The following is a 16,455-nucleotide window of genomic DNA, read 5'->3' as shown; positions in this document are numbered from 1 at the left end:
TTCCCGCCCGCTTGCCGCACACCGACCGCAACTGCCGCGCCGGGTCAGTTTGTCATGGTTCTCCATGCGCGCATCACAGATTCAACGAGACCCTAATCAATAAATACTCTTTACTTTTCAATTTCTTACAACATTTTTCATCACGCCGTTTTTACGTATGCCCCTCGTAAATAGCAAGGACGTCAGGGGGCGTCATTAATGAAGAACATTGAAGTTTTCAGCATAGCCACCGCACGCATCTGTGCGGCCGCGCTCGAACAGCATCCCGTCGTAGCCCGCTTCAACGCCGAAGAATCCGCGCGGCATATGCCCGGCGTGGACCCCAGCAATCGCGAAGCCATGGCCGCGGCGGTGCTCGCCTGCGGCGCTACCTTCGAGTGGTTGATGGACGAGGGATATCTGCGCAGCACCGCCTGCGTGAAAGAGTCCTTGAACGGCGTGCCGTTCGTGCATCTGGCGCTGCGTTATCGGCTGACCGAGAAAGGCCTGGCGATTCTCGGCGCGCATGCGAGCACCGCCGACGAAAGCCGCACGATCGGCGAACGCCTGATCGCCGCGGTCAAGTTGGGCGGCGCCGAGCGGATCAAGGAATCGGTCAAGTTGATGATCGGCGTGGGCGCGAATGCACGGCCTGCGTTGCAGGTGAACAGCTGATCGCAGCGGGCTGACTACGGCGAAACAGCCATCGCGATCGATGCGAGGCCGCCGCGCACGATCGTCAGTCGCCGCCACTGGAACCTCGCGCGTTCGCGCCGCGTCTCATCCCCGGAGGTGTCGCGCAGGTGCGAGGTTCCAGTGGCGGCGGCTGACAGCGGCGAACACCGGACGCGCGATCGCGCGCCCGATGTTCGATCGACCCATCGCGATCAAGGCGTGTAGCTGAGCACCAGCTGCGGCGCATTCGCGCCTTCGCGCGAGGACCAGTCGACGCCGTCGGTGACGCCCGACGCCGGCACCAGGATCACGCCGTTGTTGGCCACGCTGCCGTTCGCCCAGTTCTTGACCAGTTGCAGGCCGGTCGCGTTGAGGGTGATGTACTGCTCCCCGGTCGCGTTCGGCGTCACCGAACCGAGCTTGCTGCCGAGCGTGGCGCCGGCATAGGTCGCGTTGCTTTCGCTCCAGGCGCTGGCGACCTGATACAGATCGTAGGCGCCGGTGGACCGGTCGCTGACCTGCAGCTTCACCTGCGCGCCGGTCAGGTTCAGACCGTTCGCGCTCGACACGTCCCAGCCCATCAGGCCGCGCAGCACCTGGCCACCGTCGCTGCCGTCGGCGTACAGCACCGAGGTGTTGACCCGGGTGCCGCCGGACTTGACGGTGACGTCGCGGGTCGCGTTGAGGGTCAGCGACTGCCCGGGCGGCGTGCCGGCATCGTTGCAGGTGCCGGTGAAATGATCGGTGTAGCTGCTGCCGGCGCGCGGCACGAAATCGCCGGTGTAGCCGTTCGCGGTCAAGGTCAGCTTGAGCACGCCATGGGTGCTGGCATTGCTGGCTTCGAGCAGCGGATGGCTGCCGCTGAGGCCGTAGAACGCGCGCCCGCCGGTGCCCACGAGGATCTGGCGGATGCCGTCGCTGGCGGCGGCCTGATTGGGATTCATCTTGCCGTAGCGCTGGTAGTTGTGATCGTGCCCGACCAGGACCAGATCGGCCTTGACCGCGTACAGCGCGTCCCAGATCGGCTTGACCTGGCTGTAGCCGCTGTAGTTGCCGCGGCTGACCAGCGGGTGATGGAAGTACGCGGCGATGCACGGCTTGGTGGTCGCGGCCAGATCGCTCTTGAGCCAATTGATCTGCGCGCTGGCGACGGTGCCGCCGGACATGGTGTTGAGCGCGACGAAGTGCCAGTCGCCCACGTCCCAGCTGTAATAACCCTTGCTGCGATCGCCGGCGGGGCCGGTCTGGTTGCCGACGCCGTTGAAGTAGTCGAAGTAGCCGCTGGCGCCGGAGGTGCCGTATTCGTGATTGCCCGGGGTCGGACTGGTCAGCGCCTTGAAACGGCCCCAGGTCGGCGCATAGCGGTTGTTGTACTCGCTCAGCGTGCCGCTGTTGTAGGCGTTGTCGCCGGCGGTGAACACCGCGGTCGGGTTGATCGACACGATCAGGTCCGAGGTGCCCTGACAGGCGCTGCCGCTGGTGTCGCAGATGTCGCCGGCGCCGGCCACGACCACGGTGGCCAGGTTCAACGGCACCGCGCTGTATTCGTAGCGGTCGAGCTGGAAGCCGCTGTCGGGTTGGCTGAAATAGGGCTGGATGTCGACGCACTCGCCGCGCAAGGCGCGGGTGGTGAAGCTGCGGTCGTTCCACTGCTTGCCCTCCAGCACCAGGCGGTCGCCGCCGCTGCTGCTGAGCACCAGCGAGTCGTAGCCCGACAGCTTGAGTTGCTTGAAGCCCACGCGCAGCCACTTGGCGCCGGTTTCGCATACGCGGTTGGACACCGCCTGCGACAGCGCGCTCTTGGCCAGCGGCGTACCGCGCAAGGTCGATGCGCTGGCGCTGATCGGCTTGCTGAGGGTGTCGTCCTCGGACAGTTGCAGCGTGCGCTGGGCGGCCTGCGCGGGCGCGAACGCGGCGCCGATGAGCACGGTGGCGAGGGCGCCGTGGGCGAGCTTGGAATTCACTGGCTGTCTCCGAAGACGGGGAGTGGCGGGTGGACGCGACGATACGAGCCGCGTTGGCTGCGGAGTTTGGCCGGAAAACTGCTACACGATTGCGACGGACTTCGCGCCCGATGCGGGGGTGGCTGAGGTCGTGGTCACAAGTTGAGCGCTTGGGCGACGGGCGGTTGCGGGACTGGCCCGGCGATCTGAACGAAGAGCGTCGGGGCTGAAGCCCCACCCACGAAAATCTTGCGTCTTCGCTCGTTTGTTTTTGCGTCTTTTCTGGCTTGCTTCACGCAGGCCGTATCCGCTTCGGCGGTAGTGCGCTGACGCGAGTTATCGATGTCATCGCGAACCTGGCGATAAACAAAAGCCGTAGACGATCACTTGAGCCGATCAAGCTCAATTCGCCAGCGCGGCCGCGAGGCTCTTTGTGGGATGGACTTCAGTCCCGAGGTCTTTTGTGGGAGGGGCATCAGCCCCGACGCTCTTCGCTCAGATCACCGCGAACCCACATCGCCTCACTCGTCATGCACCGGCGCACCCTCACCCGCGATCTCCAGCAACTCGATCTCGAACACCAGCACCGAATTGGGTTCGATCTGCCCGGCCATGCCGCGTTCGCCATAAGCGAGCTTGGCCGGAATCCAGAACCGGTACTGGCTGCCCGGCGTCATCAGCTGCACGCCCTCGGTCCAGCCCGGCATCACCTGCGCGAGCACGAATTCGGCCGGATGATCGGTGTCGTAGGTGCTTTCGAACTTGCTGCCGTCGAGCAGGCGGCCGATGTAATTCACCCGCACCGTGTCGCTGGCTTTCGGATGCGCGCCCTTGCCCGCGCGCATCACCTGATATTGCAGCCCCGAGGCGGTGGTGGTCACGCCCTGCGCCTGCGCGTTGCGCTTGAGAAAGGCCTCGCCGGTTTCAAGATTGCGCGCCGCCAGCGCCTTGGTCTGGGCATCGTGCTTGCCGCGCAGGTATTCGCTGAAGCCTTCGCGGATGCGCTTGCTCTGCGCTTCGTCGAACAGCGAAGGCCGGCCGGCCTGGGCGTCGCGGATCGCGCGCAGCACCAGCTCGGTATCGAGTTCGCCGCGCACCGGTTCGATGCTGCGGGCGAAATCGAGGCCGACGATGTAGCTGACCTTGGCCTTGTCGCTGGCTACCTGCGCCGCGGTCAGCGGCGCGGGCGCATCCGCCGACCCGGGGTTTCCCACGTCCTTGGATGCGGGCGTACACGCGGCCACGGCAAGCACCGCGGCGCTGAGAAGGCAGAGGCGGGAAACGGTCGAACGCGGCATGCAGGCGGCTCCGTGGGGCGGTGGTTGCTTAGGTCGGTCGATACGGCTCAGTCGGTCACCGCGAAGGTCAGCATCATTCCCATGTCCTCGTGTTCGAGGTTGTGGCAATGAAGCATGTAGCGCTGGGTGCCGCTGAAGGGTTGGGAGAAATCGATCGCCAGCCGCACGACTTCGCCGGGCCAGACCACGACGGTGTCGCTCCAGCCCAGGTCCTGCGGGTTCAAGCCGCCGGCCGCAACCTGACGGCCGCGAATGTCCGGCGGGCTGATCGCGCGCGACAGGATCCGGAACTGAAACCCGTGCAGATGGATCGGGTGCGGCATGCTGGTCATGCTGTTGCGGATTTCCCAGACCTCGCGGCTGCCGCGTCGGACCGAGAACGCGGGCTCGTGACCGCTGAGGTGGAAATTCCAGTCGTTGATGAACCAGCGGCCCTCTTCGTCCATGCGCAGGCGCAGCGCGCGCACCGGCCAAGTCGTGGTGTCGGGCAGCGGGCCGATCGTCGAGATCGCGCTCAGGTCGGGCAGGTGCGCGGGTGGGCGCTTGTCGGTCGCGCACTCGATCACCCGCACTTCCATCAGGTCGAGCGGCTCGCCCATCGCGGCCGCGCCGGGATGGTCGGCCATCGGATCGGGCAGGAACGCGCCCGATTCGTCCTCGTTCTCCATCGCCACGTAGTCCAGGCTGCGCAGCATTACCCGCTCGCCGGGCTTGAGCGCGCTGAAATCGACCAGCACGTCGATGCGCTGGGCCGGCGCGAGGAACACGTCGTCGACCGGCCAGGCGCTTTCGAGCAGGCCGCCGTCGTTGCCGATCAACTGCATCGTCAGCGCGCGTTCGCCCTGCATGAAGGCCACGCGCAACATGCGCGCGTTGGCGACATTGGCCAGGCGGAAGCGATACCACGCGGGGATCACTTCGAGGTACGGCTCGGGCGTCCAGTTGACCAGCACGCGATTGCCGATCCAGTCGTCGGCGCCGTCCTTGTAGACGATCGCGTTGTCGGCGCCGACCTGCTTGTCGGCGATCATCAACGGCAGGTCGCGTTCGCCCCAGCGCATGCCGAGGCGTTGGCGCAGCGCGAGCTCCTCGGCGTCCTCGATCAACAGCAGGCCGGCCAGCCCGCGTTGCAGTTGCACGCCGGTGCGGCCGTGCGGATGGGCGTGATACCAGTACAGGCCTGCGCGGTTGTCGATGCGCAGGCGATAGCGCCGCTGCGCGCCCGGTTCGACCGGATGCAGGCCGCTGCCGTCGTTGGCTTCGTCGACCGACAAACCGTGCCAGTGGATCGTGGTGGCTTCGGCGAGGCGGTTGTCGAGGCCGACTTCGATGATGTCGCCGCGGCGCGCGCGCAGCAGCGGGTTGACCGCGGCGCGCGCATTGATCTGCGTGGCGTAGGCCCACAGTTGCGTCGGCGCGCCGGGGAACAGCGCCTGCGTCGTCGTCTGCGCGATCAGTTGCAACGGCTGCCTGAGTTCGATCTCGGCCAGCAGCCCTTCCGCGCCCGGCAGGCGCAGCGGCTGCACGAAGCGCGCCTCGGGCGCGAGCAGTTGCAGGTCCGGCGCGGCGGCCGAGCCCATGCGGTGGCCGTGTCCGCCGGTCCAGCGCCACATCGCGATCGGCCCGGCCACGGTGGCGGCGCCGCCCACGGCGAGGCCGACCAGGAAACGGCGGCGTTGCGGATCGGTCATCGGTGCATGGTTCCCGGCTGCATGGTGCGACGGCTGTGGCGGTGGGTCGGAGCGACCCGCCATCATCCACGCCGGTTATTGCAGATGCTGCCGGCAGGCGATGCTTCTGTGACGCGGGTCAATCCTGGGACGGCCGATCGCGACGCTCAGATCGAGTCGTCGAGCTTGGCCTGCCAGATCCGGTCGCCGAGTTCGTGCATCTCGACCCCGGCGAAGAACTGTTCGCCGAGCACTGCGTAATCGGGTTCGCTGGCGCCGCGCCAGTCGAGGAACTTCGGCCGATGCACCGCGAACCCTTGTGGATGGGCGGCGTTGCGGTAGGGGATGGCCATGGTCAGGGTCAGATCGGCGGCGTGGTCGCGCGCGATCACGATCAAGGCGTCGATCCGCCCCGACGGCAGGGTGATGTAGCCGTCATGGACCACCACCGCCTGCGCGGCCTCTTCGTCGTTCTGGGCCAGGCTCGCGCGGGCCAGGGCCACGCCGTCCTCGAGCGAGTCGGCGTCGTAGCGGATCATCTTGCGCGCGCCCTGCTTGTCCTCGTAGGCGTACAGCGGAATCAGCGCCTCGCCGTCGGCGACGCACCACACGCCATGCGCGGCGAAGAAACCGGCCAGTCGGATTGCTTGCTCCACGAAACTCCCCTCGACGTCGATTCAGTCGGCCCCCCGGCGGGGTCACTTTACACGGTGGATGAGAGGTTGCGATGCGCTTGGGGTTTTGACTGAGCGGCACCTTTGTGTGCGGAAAGGAGCTGTAAGTCGCAATCCCGCTTGTGCTGTTCCCCCCTTTGGAAAAGGGGGGGAGGGGGGATTCGCTTTTGCTCTTGCTTGTTTGCTCGGATGGAAGCGAAAAGCGAATCCCCCGCGCTGTCGTTTCGATTCGACTTCGTGCCCACGCCGGGCGCTCGCCCCCTTTTACAAAGTGGGCGACGGTTGGCGCGGTGGTCGCTTGCGTGAGGGATATTCCCCCGTCGATGGCTTCAGCGAAGGATCGTCAGCTGCCGATGACTTCAATGAGGGATCGATGCCTGATGAGGAACCGTACGAACGGTCGCCTCCTCGACGCCTTGCGTCGACGCATCGACTGCCACGGCCGCCCCACCCTTGCGCGCCACCCACGTCCGCAACGCCACATAAAACACCGGCGTAAGAAACAGCCCGAACAAGGTCACCCCAAGCATCCCGGCGAATACGGCCACCCCGGTCGCCGCGCGCACTTCGCTGCCGGCGCCCTGGCCGATCAGCAGCGGCACCGTGCCGGCGATGAACGCGATCGAGGTCATCACGATCGGCCGCAGACGCAGACGGCAGGCCTCCAGCGCGGCGTCGACAATGCCGCGCCCCTGCCGCTCCAGTTCGCGCGCGAACTCGACGATCAGGATCGCGTTCTTGCACGCCAACCCCATCAACACCACTAGGCCGACCTGCACGAAGACGTTGTTGTCGCCGCCGCTGAGCCACACGCCGGCCAACGCCGACAGCAGGGTCATCGGCACGATCAGGATCACCGCCAGCGGCAAGGTCCAGCTTTCGTACAAGGCCGCAAGCACCAGGAACGCCAGCAGCACCGCCAGCGGAAACACGATCAGCGCCGACGAACCCTGGGTCGCCTGCTGATAACTCAGGTCGGTCCATTCGATCCGCATGCCGTTGGGCAGTGTTTTCTGGGCGATTTCACGCAGCGACTGCATGGCCTGGCTCGACGACAGCACGCGCGGATCGGCCTCGCCGATCAGGTCGGCGGCGGGATAGCCGTTGTAGCGGATCACCGGGTCGGGGCCGTAGCTGTGGCCGAGGGTGACCATCGAACCCAGCGGCACCATCTGCCCGCGCTCGTTGCGCACGCGCAGATTGGCGATGTCTTCGACACTGTCGCGATGCGCGCCGTCGGCCTGGGCGATCACCTGGTAGGTGCGGCCGAACTGGTTGAAGTCGTTGACGTAGGCCGAGCCCAGATAGGTCTGCAAGGTGTCGAACAACTCGCTCAGCGGCACGCCCTGCGCCTTGGCCTTGAGCCGGTCGACCTGCGCATCGAGTTGCGGCACGTTGGCCTGGTAGGTGCTGATCGGCACGCCCAGTCCCGGCGTGTTCGCGATCGCGCCGGTGAAATCGTTGAGCGCGTTCTGCAGCGCGCCGTAACCCTGGCCGTCGCGGTCCTGGATGTACAGCGCATAGCCCGAGCCGGTGCCCAGGCCGAGGATCGGCGGCGGCATGAACGAGAACGCCACGCCCTCCTGCAGACTCGCGAATTTCTCGTTGAGTTCGGCGTTGATCGCCTCGGCGCTGCGGCCGCGTTTGGCGAACGGTTCGAGTTCGAAGAACAAGGTGCCGCTGTTGGGCGTGTTGGTGAATTGCAACGGATTCAGGCCGGGATAGCCCTCCGACGCATCCACCCCGTCGGTCTCCATCGCGATCGCGCTCATCTTGCGGGTCAAGGCGTCGGTGCGCGACAACGAGGCGCCAGGGGGCAACTGCACGCCACCGATCAGGTACAGCTTGTCCTGGGTCGGGATGAACCCGCCCGGCACCGCCTTGAACATCAGCCCGCTCAGCGCGAGCAACAGCACGTACACCGCGAGCACCGCGCCGCGCCGGCCGAGCAAGCGGCCGATCGCGCCGTGGTAGCGCTGCGAACTCGAGCCGAAGAAACGGTTGAACGGACCGAACAGCCAGCCCAGCAGGCGATCGATGAGCCGCGTCGCCGCGTCCTTCGGCGCCCCGTGCGGCTTGAGCAACAAGGCTGCGAGCGCAGGCGACAGAGTCAACGAGTTGATCGCCGAGATCACCGTCGAGATCGCGATGGTCACCGCGAACTGCTTGTAGAACTGGCCGGTCACGCCCGACAGAAACGCCATCGGCACGAACACCGCGCACAGCACCAGGGCGATGGCGATGATCGGCCCGGACACTTCACGCATCGCTTGATGCGCCGCCGCCAGCGGCGTCAGCCCGTCGGCGATGTTGCGCTCGACGTTCTCCACCACCACGATCGCGTCGTCGACCACGATGCCGATCGCCAGCACCAGGCCGAACAGGCTCAAGGTGTTGATCGAAAATCCGAGCAGGTACAAGGCCGCGAACGTGCCCACCACCGACACCGGCACCGCCAGCAGCGGGATGATCGACGCACGCCAGGTCTGCAGGAACACGATCACCACCAGCACCACCAACAGCACCGCTTCGGCGAGCGTGGTCACCACCGCCTTGATCGAATCGCGCACGAACACGGTCGGGTCGTAGACGATGCGGTATTCCAGCCCGGGCGGGAATTTCCGCGACAATTCGTCCATGCGTTCGCGCACCGCGTCCGACAGCGCGATCGAATTGGCGCCGGGCGATTCGAAGATACCGATCGCCACCGCGTCGACGTTGTCGAGCTGCGCGCGCAAGGTGTAGTCGGCGGCGTCGAGCTCGATTCGCGCCACCTCCGACAGCCGCACGATCGTGCCGTCGTCGCCGCGCTTAAGCACGATCTGGCCGAACTCCGCCACGCTGTTCAAGCGGCCCTGACTGTTGATCGGAATCAGGAAATCGCTGCCGCCGGGCATCGGTTCGGCGCCGAGCTGGCCGGCCGAGACCTGCACGTTCTGTTCGCGGATCGCGCGCACCACGTCGCCGGCGCTGAGGCCGCGCGCGGCGATGCGGCCCGGATCGAGCCAGATCCGCATCGCGTAGTCGCCGCTGCCGAACATCTGGGTCTGGCCCACGCCGGGCAGACGCGCGAGTTCGTCCTTGAGTTTCAAGCTCGCATAATTGCGCAGGTACAGCGAATCGTAGCGGCCGCCGGGCGATACCAGATGCACCAGCATGGTCAGCGTCGGCGATTGCTTTTGCGTGGTGACGCCCTGCCGACGCACGTCCTCGGGCAGGCGCGCCTGCGCCTGACTGACCCGGTTCTGCACCTGCACCTGGGCCTGATCGGGATCGGTGCCGGGTTTGAAAGTCACCGTGGTGACCAGCACGCCGTCGGTGCCGGCCACCGACTTCATGTACATCATGTCCTGCACGCCGTTGATCGCTTCCTCCAGCGGCGTGGCCACGGTCTGCGCGATCACTTTCGGATTGGCGCCGGGATAGACCGCGCGCACCACCACGGTCGGCGGCACCACGTCGGGGTATTCGCTGACCGGCAGCAGCGGCAATGCGATCAGGCCGGCGGCGAAGATCAGGATCGACAGCACCGCGGCGAAGATCGGCCGGTCGATGAAGAAACGCGAGAAGTCCATGACGGTGTCCTGCCGCGACGCGCGGCCGCAAGGGGTCGCGGCCGACGCATCGGCGTCGGCCGTTTGAAGGGTGAAACCGGTTGGCGGCCGAGGTCGCCGCGTTCGTGCTTACGCCGCGGCGGCGATCACATTAGGCGTACGCCGCACCTGCACGCCGAACTCGCGCAGACGCTGCAGCTGATACGCCGGGTCGATCAATCCATCCGGCGTGTACAGACCGGGCGCGACCGCGTCGCCGCCGGCCAGCCCGAGCAGGCGTTCGACGCCGAGCGCGATGCCGATCGCGGTGATCGGCGCCTGGCCTTGCGGATGGGTCAGTTCATGCCGGCTGCGCGCGATGCGGCCGTCGTGCAGTTCGCCTTCCAGCTCGATCACGATCTCGGTCGAGAACGCTTCGCCGCGGCGCCGGCTCGCGCTTTCGCCCAGCGCCATGTCGAGGCGGATCGAATGCGCCTCGGTGGCCGCGGCCAGGCTGACCACATCCAGCGGCGAATACGCCGACGCCGCCACGCGGGTGCCGTCCACGCTCAGGAAGCTGCGCGCGGCCTCGTCGCCGCGCACCCAGCGCCAGCGGCCGTTTTCGAGAATCTGCGCGGCGGCGGCATCGACCAGTCGTTCGTAATCGGCCGCCGCGGCCGGGCCGCCCATGTCCTGTTCGTCGAGCAGGGCGCCGATTTCGATCCGGTCGACGCGGCGGAATTCTTCGGCGAAATGCAGGGCCGGCAAGGTCGCGGCGCCGGCCAGCCAGTGGCTGGCGAGCAGGATCGGCGCGGCATCGGGCGCGCGCAGATGGCGCACCACTTCCGGCGCGATTTCGAACGAACCGCTGGAGGTGCTGACGTAAGGCAGGCGATGGCGCTGCGCGTACTTGAGCGAGTTGAGGGTGTCGTCCTTGACGAACAGCACCACCGCGGAGAATTGCGCGTCCTCGGGCAGGCCGAGATCGGCGCGCTGCAGGTCCACGCGCAGTGCGCGAGCGTTGCCGAGGGTCGCGGCGACCGCTTCGGCGCGGGCCAGGTCGCGGCCGGCGATCGCGATCGGCAGATCGGGATGCAGCCGGCGCAGGGCCTGCGCGCCTTGCGCGCCGACCACGCCGGAACCGCCGATGATGAGGACGGGCTTGAGAGCGTTTGCGTTCATGACGAGGATTCCGTGGGGACGTGGCCGGCGCGGGTCCGGAATGGACCGACACAAGCTACGATTGGTAAGTTACCAATAGTAAGATACACTTCGCCCGGCGCTGTCAAGCGCTTCCTGTCTCCGCCGCAAGAGTTCCACGCATGAGTTCCACTGCTCCCTCCAGACGCCTGCCCAAGGCCGAACGCCGCGACCAATTGCTGGAAACGGCGATGACGATCGTGCGCGAGCAAGGCACCGACGCGCTGACCCTGGGCTACGTGGCCGAGCGCGCCGGGGTCAGCAAGCCGATCGCCTACGAGCACTTCGGCACCCGCTCGGGCCTGTTGATCGCGCTGTACAAACAGATCGACGAACGCCAGGCCACGACCGTGGCCCAGGATTTCGCCCGCACGCCCAAACGGCTGGCCGACGTCGCCGCGTTGATGGGCGACAGCTACATGAGCTGCTTCCGCACCGCCGGCCCGGAGTGCCACGCGATCTTCGCCGCGCTCAAGGGCGACGAGCAGATGGAGCGCGTGCAGCAGGAGCTGGTGCAGAACTATGTGGCGTTCTATCGCGATCTGCTGGCGCCGTACGCGAAGGTCGACGATGCCGAACTGCGGAGGCGTTGCATCGCCATCGTCGGCGCGGGCGAGTCCCTGTCGCGCGAGATGAGCGCCGGACGCATGACCGAAATGGACGCGGCGCGGACCCTGGCGTCGTTGATCGAGCGCTGGATGCGCGCGGATTAGTCGCCGCGGCGAATCACGTCCGAATGCGGCTCAGTGACAACCACCACCCTCGCCGCCGCATCCGCTATCGCCACCGTCGCAACCTGGCTTCGGATCGACGGCGATCGCAGGCACGAACTGCATCGACCCGGCCGCGCATTACAAAACCTTCATGCGGCAAAGGCCTACGCGGGGTTGACCCGGTCGCGATCGGCGAGGATCATGCGCCCGTTCACGCATTCCCGCCCACCCCAGAGGCTCCCCTTGGACAGTCGATCTAGACCTTTGCTGCAGCGCAAGCGCTGACGGATCGCCACAGGTCTGGGATGTCCCAGGTCGGCACCGTTCGCGCAGAACGGAGCCGCTAACGCCGAATCGTCGATTCGCGCGTCTCTTAACAAGCACTGCAGTTTCCATCTGAAGACACCTGCCCAGGTGGCCTTTGGCGTTTCCGTTCGTCCGCAGATCGCCGATGCCCCCGAAGACCGCATTCGTCCTGAGCGCGGCGCGCTTGCTTGCATCCGTGCGTGCGGCGCGCGTCAACGCACGCCTGTTCGTCGATGACACCGTCGCGCCCGGCCGCATCCGCGTGTCGAACGACAACACAACCGCGAGCGCGCACCGCCGCGCAATCGCCGACATGCCGCGCCTGATCGCGCACTGGCGACGCAATTCACTCGACCACCGTCTCGAATGCCGCTGGCGCGCGGCCCGCGCCGAAGGCGTGAACGAAGAACCTCCGCCGGCCGCTCGCCCGCGCTTCGCACTCGCCCACGCCGCGGTCGTTCGACCGATCCACGGCGCCGTTCCATCAAGCCGCATCGAGATTCGCCATGACGCCCATCGTCCGTCACCGTCCGCACTCCCCGCTGGTCGCCGCGCTGGCGCGCGCGCGCGGCTGGCCCAATGCCTATGACTTGGCCGCGTTCGCGCTGTTGATCGCCGCCGCGGCCGCACTCGCGCACGGCGCGGCCGACCTTCGCGAACCGCTTGCCGATCTGAGCCGACAGCCGGTAACGCTGCGGATCGCGAACCTGCCCGAGTACGCGCTGCGCACCACCTTGCGCATGTTCGCGGCGATGCTCGCCTCGTTGTTGTTCACCCTCGTGGTCGCCACCTGGGCGGCCAAGAGCCGGCGCGCCGAACGGGTGATCGTGCCCGCGCTCGACATCCTGCAATCGGTGCCGGTGCTCGGGTTTCTCAGCTTCACCGTGACCTTCTTCCTCGGCCTGTTCCCGGGTCGTCAGCTCGGCGCGGAATGCGCGGCGGTGTTCGCGATCTTCACCAGCCAGGCCTGGAACATGACCTTTTCGTTCTACCAATCGCTGCGCACGGTGCCGCGCGATCTGGACGAAGTCAGCCGCGGTTTCGGCCTGAGCGCATGGCAGCGTTTCTGGCGCCTGGACGCGCCGTTCGCCGCGCCGGGGCTGGTGTGGAACATGATGATGTCGATGTCGGGCGGTTGGTTCTTCGTGGTCGCCTCCGAAGCGATCACGGTCGGCGACACCACGGTCGAACTGCCCGGCATCGGCTCGTACCTGGCGCTGGCGATCGCGCACAAGAACCTCGCCGCGGTCGCCTGGGCGGTGTTGGCGATGGCGCTGTTGATCGCGCTCTACGATCAATTGCTGTTCCGCCCGATCGTCGCCTGGGCCGACAAGTTCCGGGTCGAGCAGACCGCCGGGCAACAGCGGCCAGCCTCGTGGGTCTACGACATGGCGCGGCGCACGCGCCTGCTCAAGCGAGCGCTGCGGCCGATCGCGTGGCTGTGGCAACGCGCGATGCTGCTGCGGCTGCGTCCGCGCGCGATCGCGCCGACGCCCGCGCGTGCGGCAGCGGCGAATTGGGGCGATCGCGTGTGGCTGGCGCTGACCCTTGCGGTGGCGGCATGGGGCGGCTGGTTCGCGTTCGATTACGGCCGTCAGACGCTCAGCCTGAGCGATGTGGCCGAAGCGTTCGGCGGCGGCTTGGCGACCTTGCTGCGAGTGGCGATCCTGATCGCGATCGCCAGCGCGATCTGGGTGCCGATCGGGGTGTGGATCGGCCTGCGTCCACGGCTGGCCCAGCGCGTGCAGCCACTGGCGCAGTTCCTCGCCGCGTTTCCGGCCAACGTGCTGTTCCCGGTGGCGGTCATCGCGATCATGCGCACCGGCGCGAACCCGAACGTGTGGTTGTCGCCGCTGATGGTGCTCGGCACCCAGTGGTACATCCTGTTCAACGTGATCGCCGGCGCCAGCGCGTATCCGACCGATCTGCGCGAAGCCGCAACCGTTTACCGGCTGCGTTCGTGGACCTGGTGGCGACGCGCGATCCTGCCCGGCGTATTTCCCTATTACGTCACCGGCGCGCTGACCGCCTCGGGCGGCTCGTGGAACGCGAGCATCGTCGCCGAGTTGGTGCATTGGGGCGATCAGCGGGTCGAAGCCTACGGCCTGGGTTCCTACATCGCGCGCGCTACCGAAGCCGGGGATTTCCATCGGGTGGTGCTCGGCGTCGCGGTGATGTCGCTGTTCGTCACCCTGTTCAACCGAACCGTCTGGCGGCCGCTGTACGCCTACGCCGAACGGCGGCTGCGTCTGGATTGATCGTTCGCGGCGACGCCCGCGCATTCGCATCGGCGCCTCGCCTTCCTGTTATCGCTGCACCGGAGTCACGACCATGACCTTCTCCTCCCTCGCTCCTACCCTGCCCGCGATCGCGCCGCTGATCGAAGTACGGCATCTGCGCCAGCACTACCGCAAGGACGGCGCAGCGCCGCTGGTGGTGCTCGACGATGTCGACCTGAGCCTGCACGCCGGCGAGATCGTCGGCCTGCTCGGCCGTTCGGGCTCGGGCAAATCCACCTTGCTGCGCGCGATCGCGGGGTTGATCCAGCCCAGCGCGGGCGAGGTCGCATTCTGCGGCACGCCGTTGCGCCAGGCGCCGGCCGACATCGCGATGGTGTTCCAGAGCTTCGCCTTGTTTCCGTGGTTGACGGTGTTGCAAAACGTCGAGCTAGGCCTGGAGGCACGCGGCGTCGCCGCCGCGCAACGTCGCGCCCGCGCGCTCGCGGCGATCGATCTGATCGGTCTGGACGGTTACGAAAGCGCGTACCCGAAGGAACTGTCCGGCGGCATGCGCCAGCGCGTCGGCCTGGCGCGCGCGCTGGTGGTGCAGCCACGCGTGCTGCTGATGGACGAACCGTTCTCGGCGCTCGACGTGCTCACCGCCGAAACCCTGCGCACCGACCTCCTCGATCTGTGGTCGGAAGGACGCATGCCGATCGAAGCGATCCTGATGGTCACCCACAACATCGAGGAAGCGGTGTTGATGTGCGATCGCATCCTGATTTTCGGCTCCAATCCGGGCCGGGTGATCGACGAGATCCGCGTCGATCTGCCGCAGCCGCGCGATCGGCTCGACCCGGGGTTCCGCGCCCAGGTCGACCGCATTTACGCACGTATGACCGGTTCGCCGTCGGCGCTGGCGCTGGCGCCACGCGAGAGCGACGCGATGCGACCGGGCCTGGCGATGGAACTGCCGCAGGTATCGAGCAATCTGATGGCCGGCCTGATCGAAGCCGTCGCCGCCGCGCCGTACCGCGGTCGCGCCGATCTGCCGGCCTTGGCCGGGCATTTGCAGATGGACGTGGATGCGTTGTTTCCGATCGCCGAAAGCCTGCAGCTGTTCGGTCTGGCCACGCTCGACGACGGCGATCTGCATTTGAGCGAAGCCGGCCTGCGTTTCGCCAGCGACGATATCGACGCGCGCAAGCGCGAGTTCGCCCATCAACTCGCGGCAAAGGTACCGCTGGCCGCGCATATCCGCCGCGTGCTGGATGAGCGCGCCTCGCATCAGGCGCCAGCACAACGTTTTCGCGACGAACTCGAAGACCATATGTCGGCCGATTACGCCGCCGCGACCTTGCGCGCGGTCACCAGCTGGGCGCGCTATGCCGAGTATTTCGCCTACGACGAACAGACCGATCGCTTCACCCTCGACAACCCGAGCTGAGCGACGGCCTCTCCAACCTGCCACTTATCTTCGAAGGAGCCGCGGCATGCGCTTCATCCAGACGTTTCAACTCTATCCCTTTCTCGACACGGTAATCAGCCTGCTCGCCGCGTTCGTTCTCGGCACCGCGATCGGCGCCGAGCGCCAGTACCGCCAGCGCACCGCCGGCCTGCGCACCAACGCGCTGGTCGCGCTCGGCGCGGCGGCGTTCGTCGACCTGGGCATGCGCCTGGCCGGCAACGCCGAGGCGGTACGGGTGATTTCCTATGTGGTGTCCGGCATCGGTTTTCTCGGCGCCGGCGTGATCATGAAGGAAGGCATGAACGTGCGCGGGCTCAATACCGCGGCGACGTTGTGGTGTTCGGCCGCGGTCGGCGCCTGCACCGGCGCGGACATGATCGCCGAGGGCGTGTTGCTGACCGGCTTCGTGATCGCCGGCAACACCTTGCTGCGGCCGTTGGTCAACGCGATCAATCGTATTCCGATCGATGAGCAGTTGTCGGAAGCGACCTACGAGGTGCGGCTGAGCGCCGATCCCGAATCGCTGCCGGCCGCGCGCGAATGGCTGGTCGAGCATCTGGAGGCGGCGAATTATCCGGTCGGCGATGTCGCGCTCGACGAGCATGGCGAGGGCGTGGTTGAGGTCGTCGCGACCTTGGTCAGCACCGCGGTGGATGCGAAGGAATTGGACGCGGTGGTGGAGCGATTGCAGCGCATGCCGGGGGTCAGGCATGTGGCTTGGGAGTCGAGTACGCGGGATTGATTGGTGCGGATTGGGGACTGGGAAGCGGGAAGCAC

Annotated in this window: 12 protein-coding genes and 1 pseudogene; 7 read left to right on the top strand and 6 right to left on the bottom strand. The window is 66.9% G+C overall.

Features of this window, described 5'->3' with window-relative positions:
* Positions 1 to 198 precede the first annotated feature (198 nt).
* Positions 199 to 654, top strand: coding sequence for a hypothetical protein (locus AC3A4T_RS17005; protein WP_215496908.1), 456 nt, complete (start codon positions 199 to 201; stop codon positions 652 to 654).
* A 212-nt stretch (positions 655 to 866) separates the two neighbouring features.
* On the opposite strand, the gene AC3A4T_RS17000 is transcribed toward AC3A4T_RS17005, so the two are convergent.
* From AC3A4T_RS17000 to AC3A4T_RS16975, 6 genes are all read right to left on the bottom strand, one after another.
* On the bottom strand, positions 867 to 2,618 hold the full coding sequence (locus AC3A4T_RS17000; protein WP_487676437.1) for a DNRLRE domain-containing protein: 1,752 nt from the start codon (positions 2,616 to 2,618) through the stop codon (positions 867 to 869).
* A 500-nt stretch (positions 2,619 to 3,118) separates the two neighbouring features.
* Positions 3,119 to 3,895, bottom strand: coding sequence for an FKBP-type peptidyl-prolyl cis-trans isomerase (locus AC3A4T_RS16995; protein ID WP_487676436.1), 777 nt, complete (start codon positions 3,893 to 3,895; stop codon positions 3,119 to 3,121).
* Positions 3,896 to 3,942: 47 nt separating this feature from the next.
* Positions 3,943 to 5,586: a multicopper oxidase family protein gene (locus AC3A4T_RS16990; RefSeq protein ID WP_487676435.1), complete on the bottom strand. Its 1,644-nt coding sequence runs from the start codon at positions 5,584 to 5,586 to the stop codon at positions 3,943 to 3,945.
* Positions 5,587 to 5,732: 146 nt separating this feature from the next.
* On the bottom strand, positions 5,733 to 6,221 hold the full coding sequence (locus tag AC3A4T_RS16985) for a hypothetical protein (RefSeq protein ID WP_487676434.1): 489 nt from the start codon (positions 6,219 to 6,221) through the stop codon (positions 5,733 to 5,735).
* A gap of 377 nt (positions 6,222 to 6,598) precedes the next feature.
* On the bottom strand, positions 6,599 to 9,814 hold the full coding sequence (locus AC3A4T_RS16980; RefSeq protein ID WP_487676433.1) for an efflux RND transporter permease subunit: 3,216 nt from the start codon (positions 9,812 to 9,814) through the stop codon (positions 6,599 to 6,601).
* A 108-nt stretch (positions 9,815 to 9,922) separates the two neighbouring features.
* Complete coding sequence (locus AC3A4T_RS16975) at positions 9,923 to 10,954, bottom strand: hypothetical protein (protein ID WP_487676432.1); 1,032 nt, start codon at positions 10,952 to 10,954, stop codon at positions 9,923 to 9,925.
* 140 nt (positions 10,955 to 11,094) lie between these two features.
* Here AC3A4T_RS16975 and AC3A4T_RS16970 point away from each other — a divergent pair, with 140 nt between their 5' ends.
* The 6 genes and pseudogenes from AC3A4T_RS16970 (at position 11,095) to AC3A4T_RS16945 (ending at position 16,420) form a co-directional block, all read left to right on the top strand.
* Entirely contained in the window at positions 11,095 to 11,685 is a 591-nt protein-coding gene (locus tag AC3A4T_RS16970) for a TetR/AcrR family transcriptional regulator (RefSeq protein WP_487676431.1), read from the top strand.
* A gap of 451 nt (positions 11,686 to 12,136) precedes the next feature.
* Positions 12,137 to 12,580, top strand: a complete 444-nt coding sequence (locus AC3A4T_RS16965; protein WP_487676430.1) for a hypothetical protein — start codon at positions 12,137 to 12,139, stop codon at positions 12,578 to 12,580.
* Positions 12,498 to 13,274, top strand: a pseudogene (locus AC3A4T_RS16960) (ABC transporter permease subunit); the annotation flags it as partial. The gene AC3A4T_RS16965 and the pseudogene AC3A4T_RS16960, both read left to right, overlap by 83 nt.
* Positions 13,260 to 14,249, top strand: coding sequence for an ABC transporter permease subunit (locus tag AC3A4T_RS16955; protein WP_487676574.1), 990 nt, complete (start codon positions 13,260 to 13,262; stop codon positions 14,247 to 14,249). The pseudogene AC3A4T_RS16960 and the gene AC3A4T_RS16955, both read left to right, overlap by 15 nt.
* 73 nt (positions 14,250 to 14,322) lie before the next feature.
* The gene (locus AC3A4T_RS16950; protein WP_487676429.1) at positions 14,323 to 15,657 is read left to right on the top strand and encodes an ABC transporter ATP-binding protein; all 1,335 of its coding nucleotides are present in this window, start codon (positions 14,323 to 14,325) and stop codon (positions 15,655 to 15,657) included.
* 46 nt (positions 15,658 to 15,703) lie between these two features.
* Positions 15,704 to 16,420: an MgtC/SapB family protein gene (locus tag AC3A4T_RS16945; protein ID WP_487676428.1), complete on the top strand. Its 717-nt coding sequence runs from the start codon at positions 15,704 to 15,706 to the stop codon at positions 16,418 to 16,420.
* Positions 16,421 to 16,455 lie beyond the last annotated feature (35 nt).

It is taken from the genome of Lysobacter sp. Soil_N_51 (genome assembly GCF_057655755.1).
The sequence above is the reverse complement of the archived record's forward strand: the minus strand, read 5'-3'. Positions and strand labels throughout refer to the sequence as shown.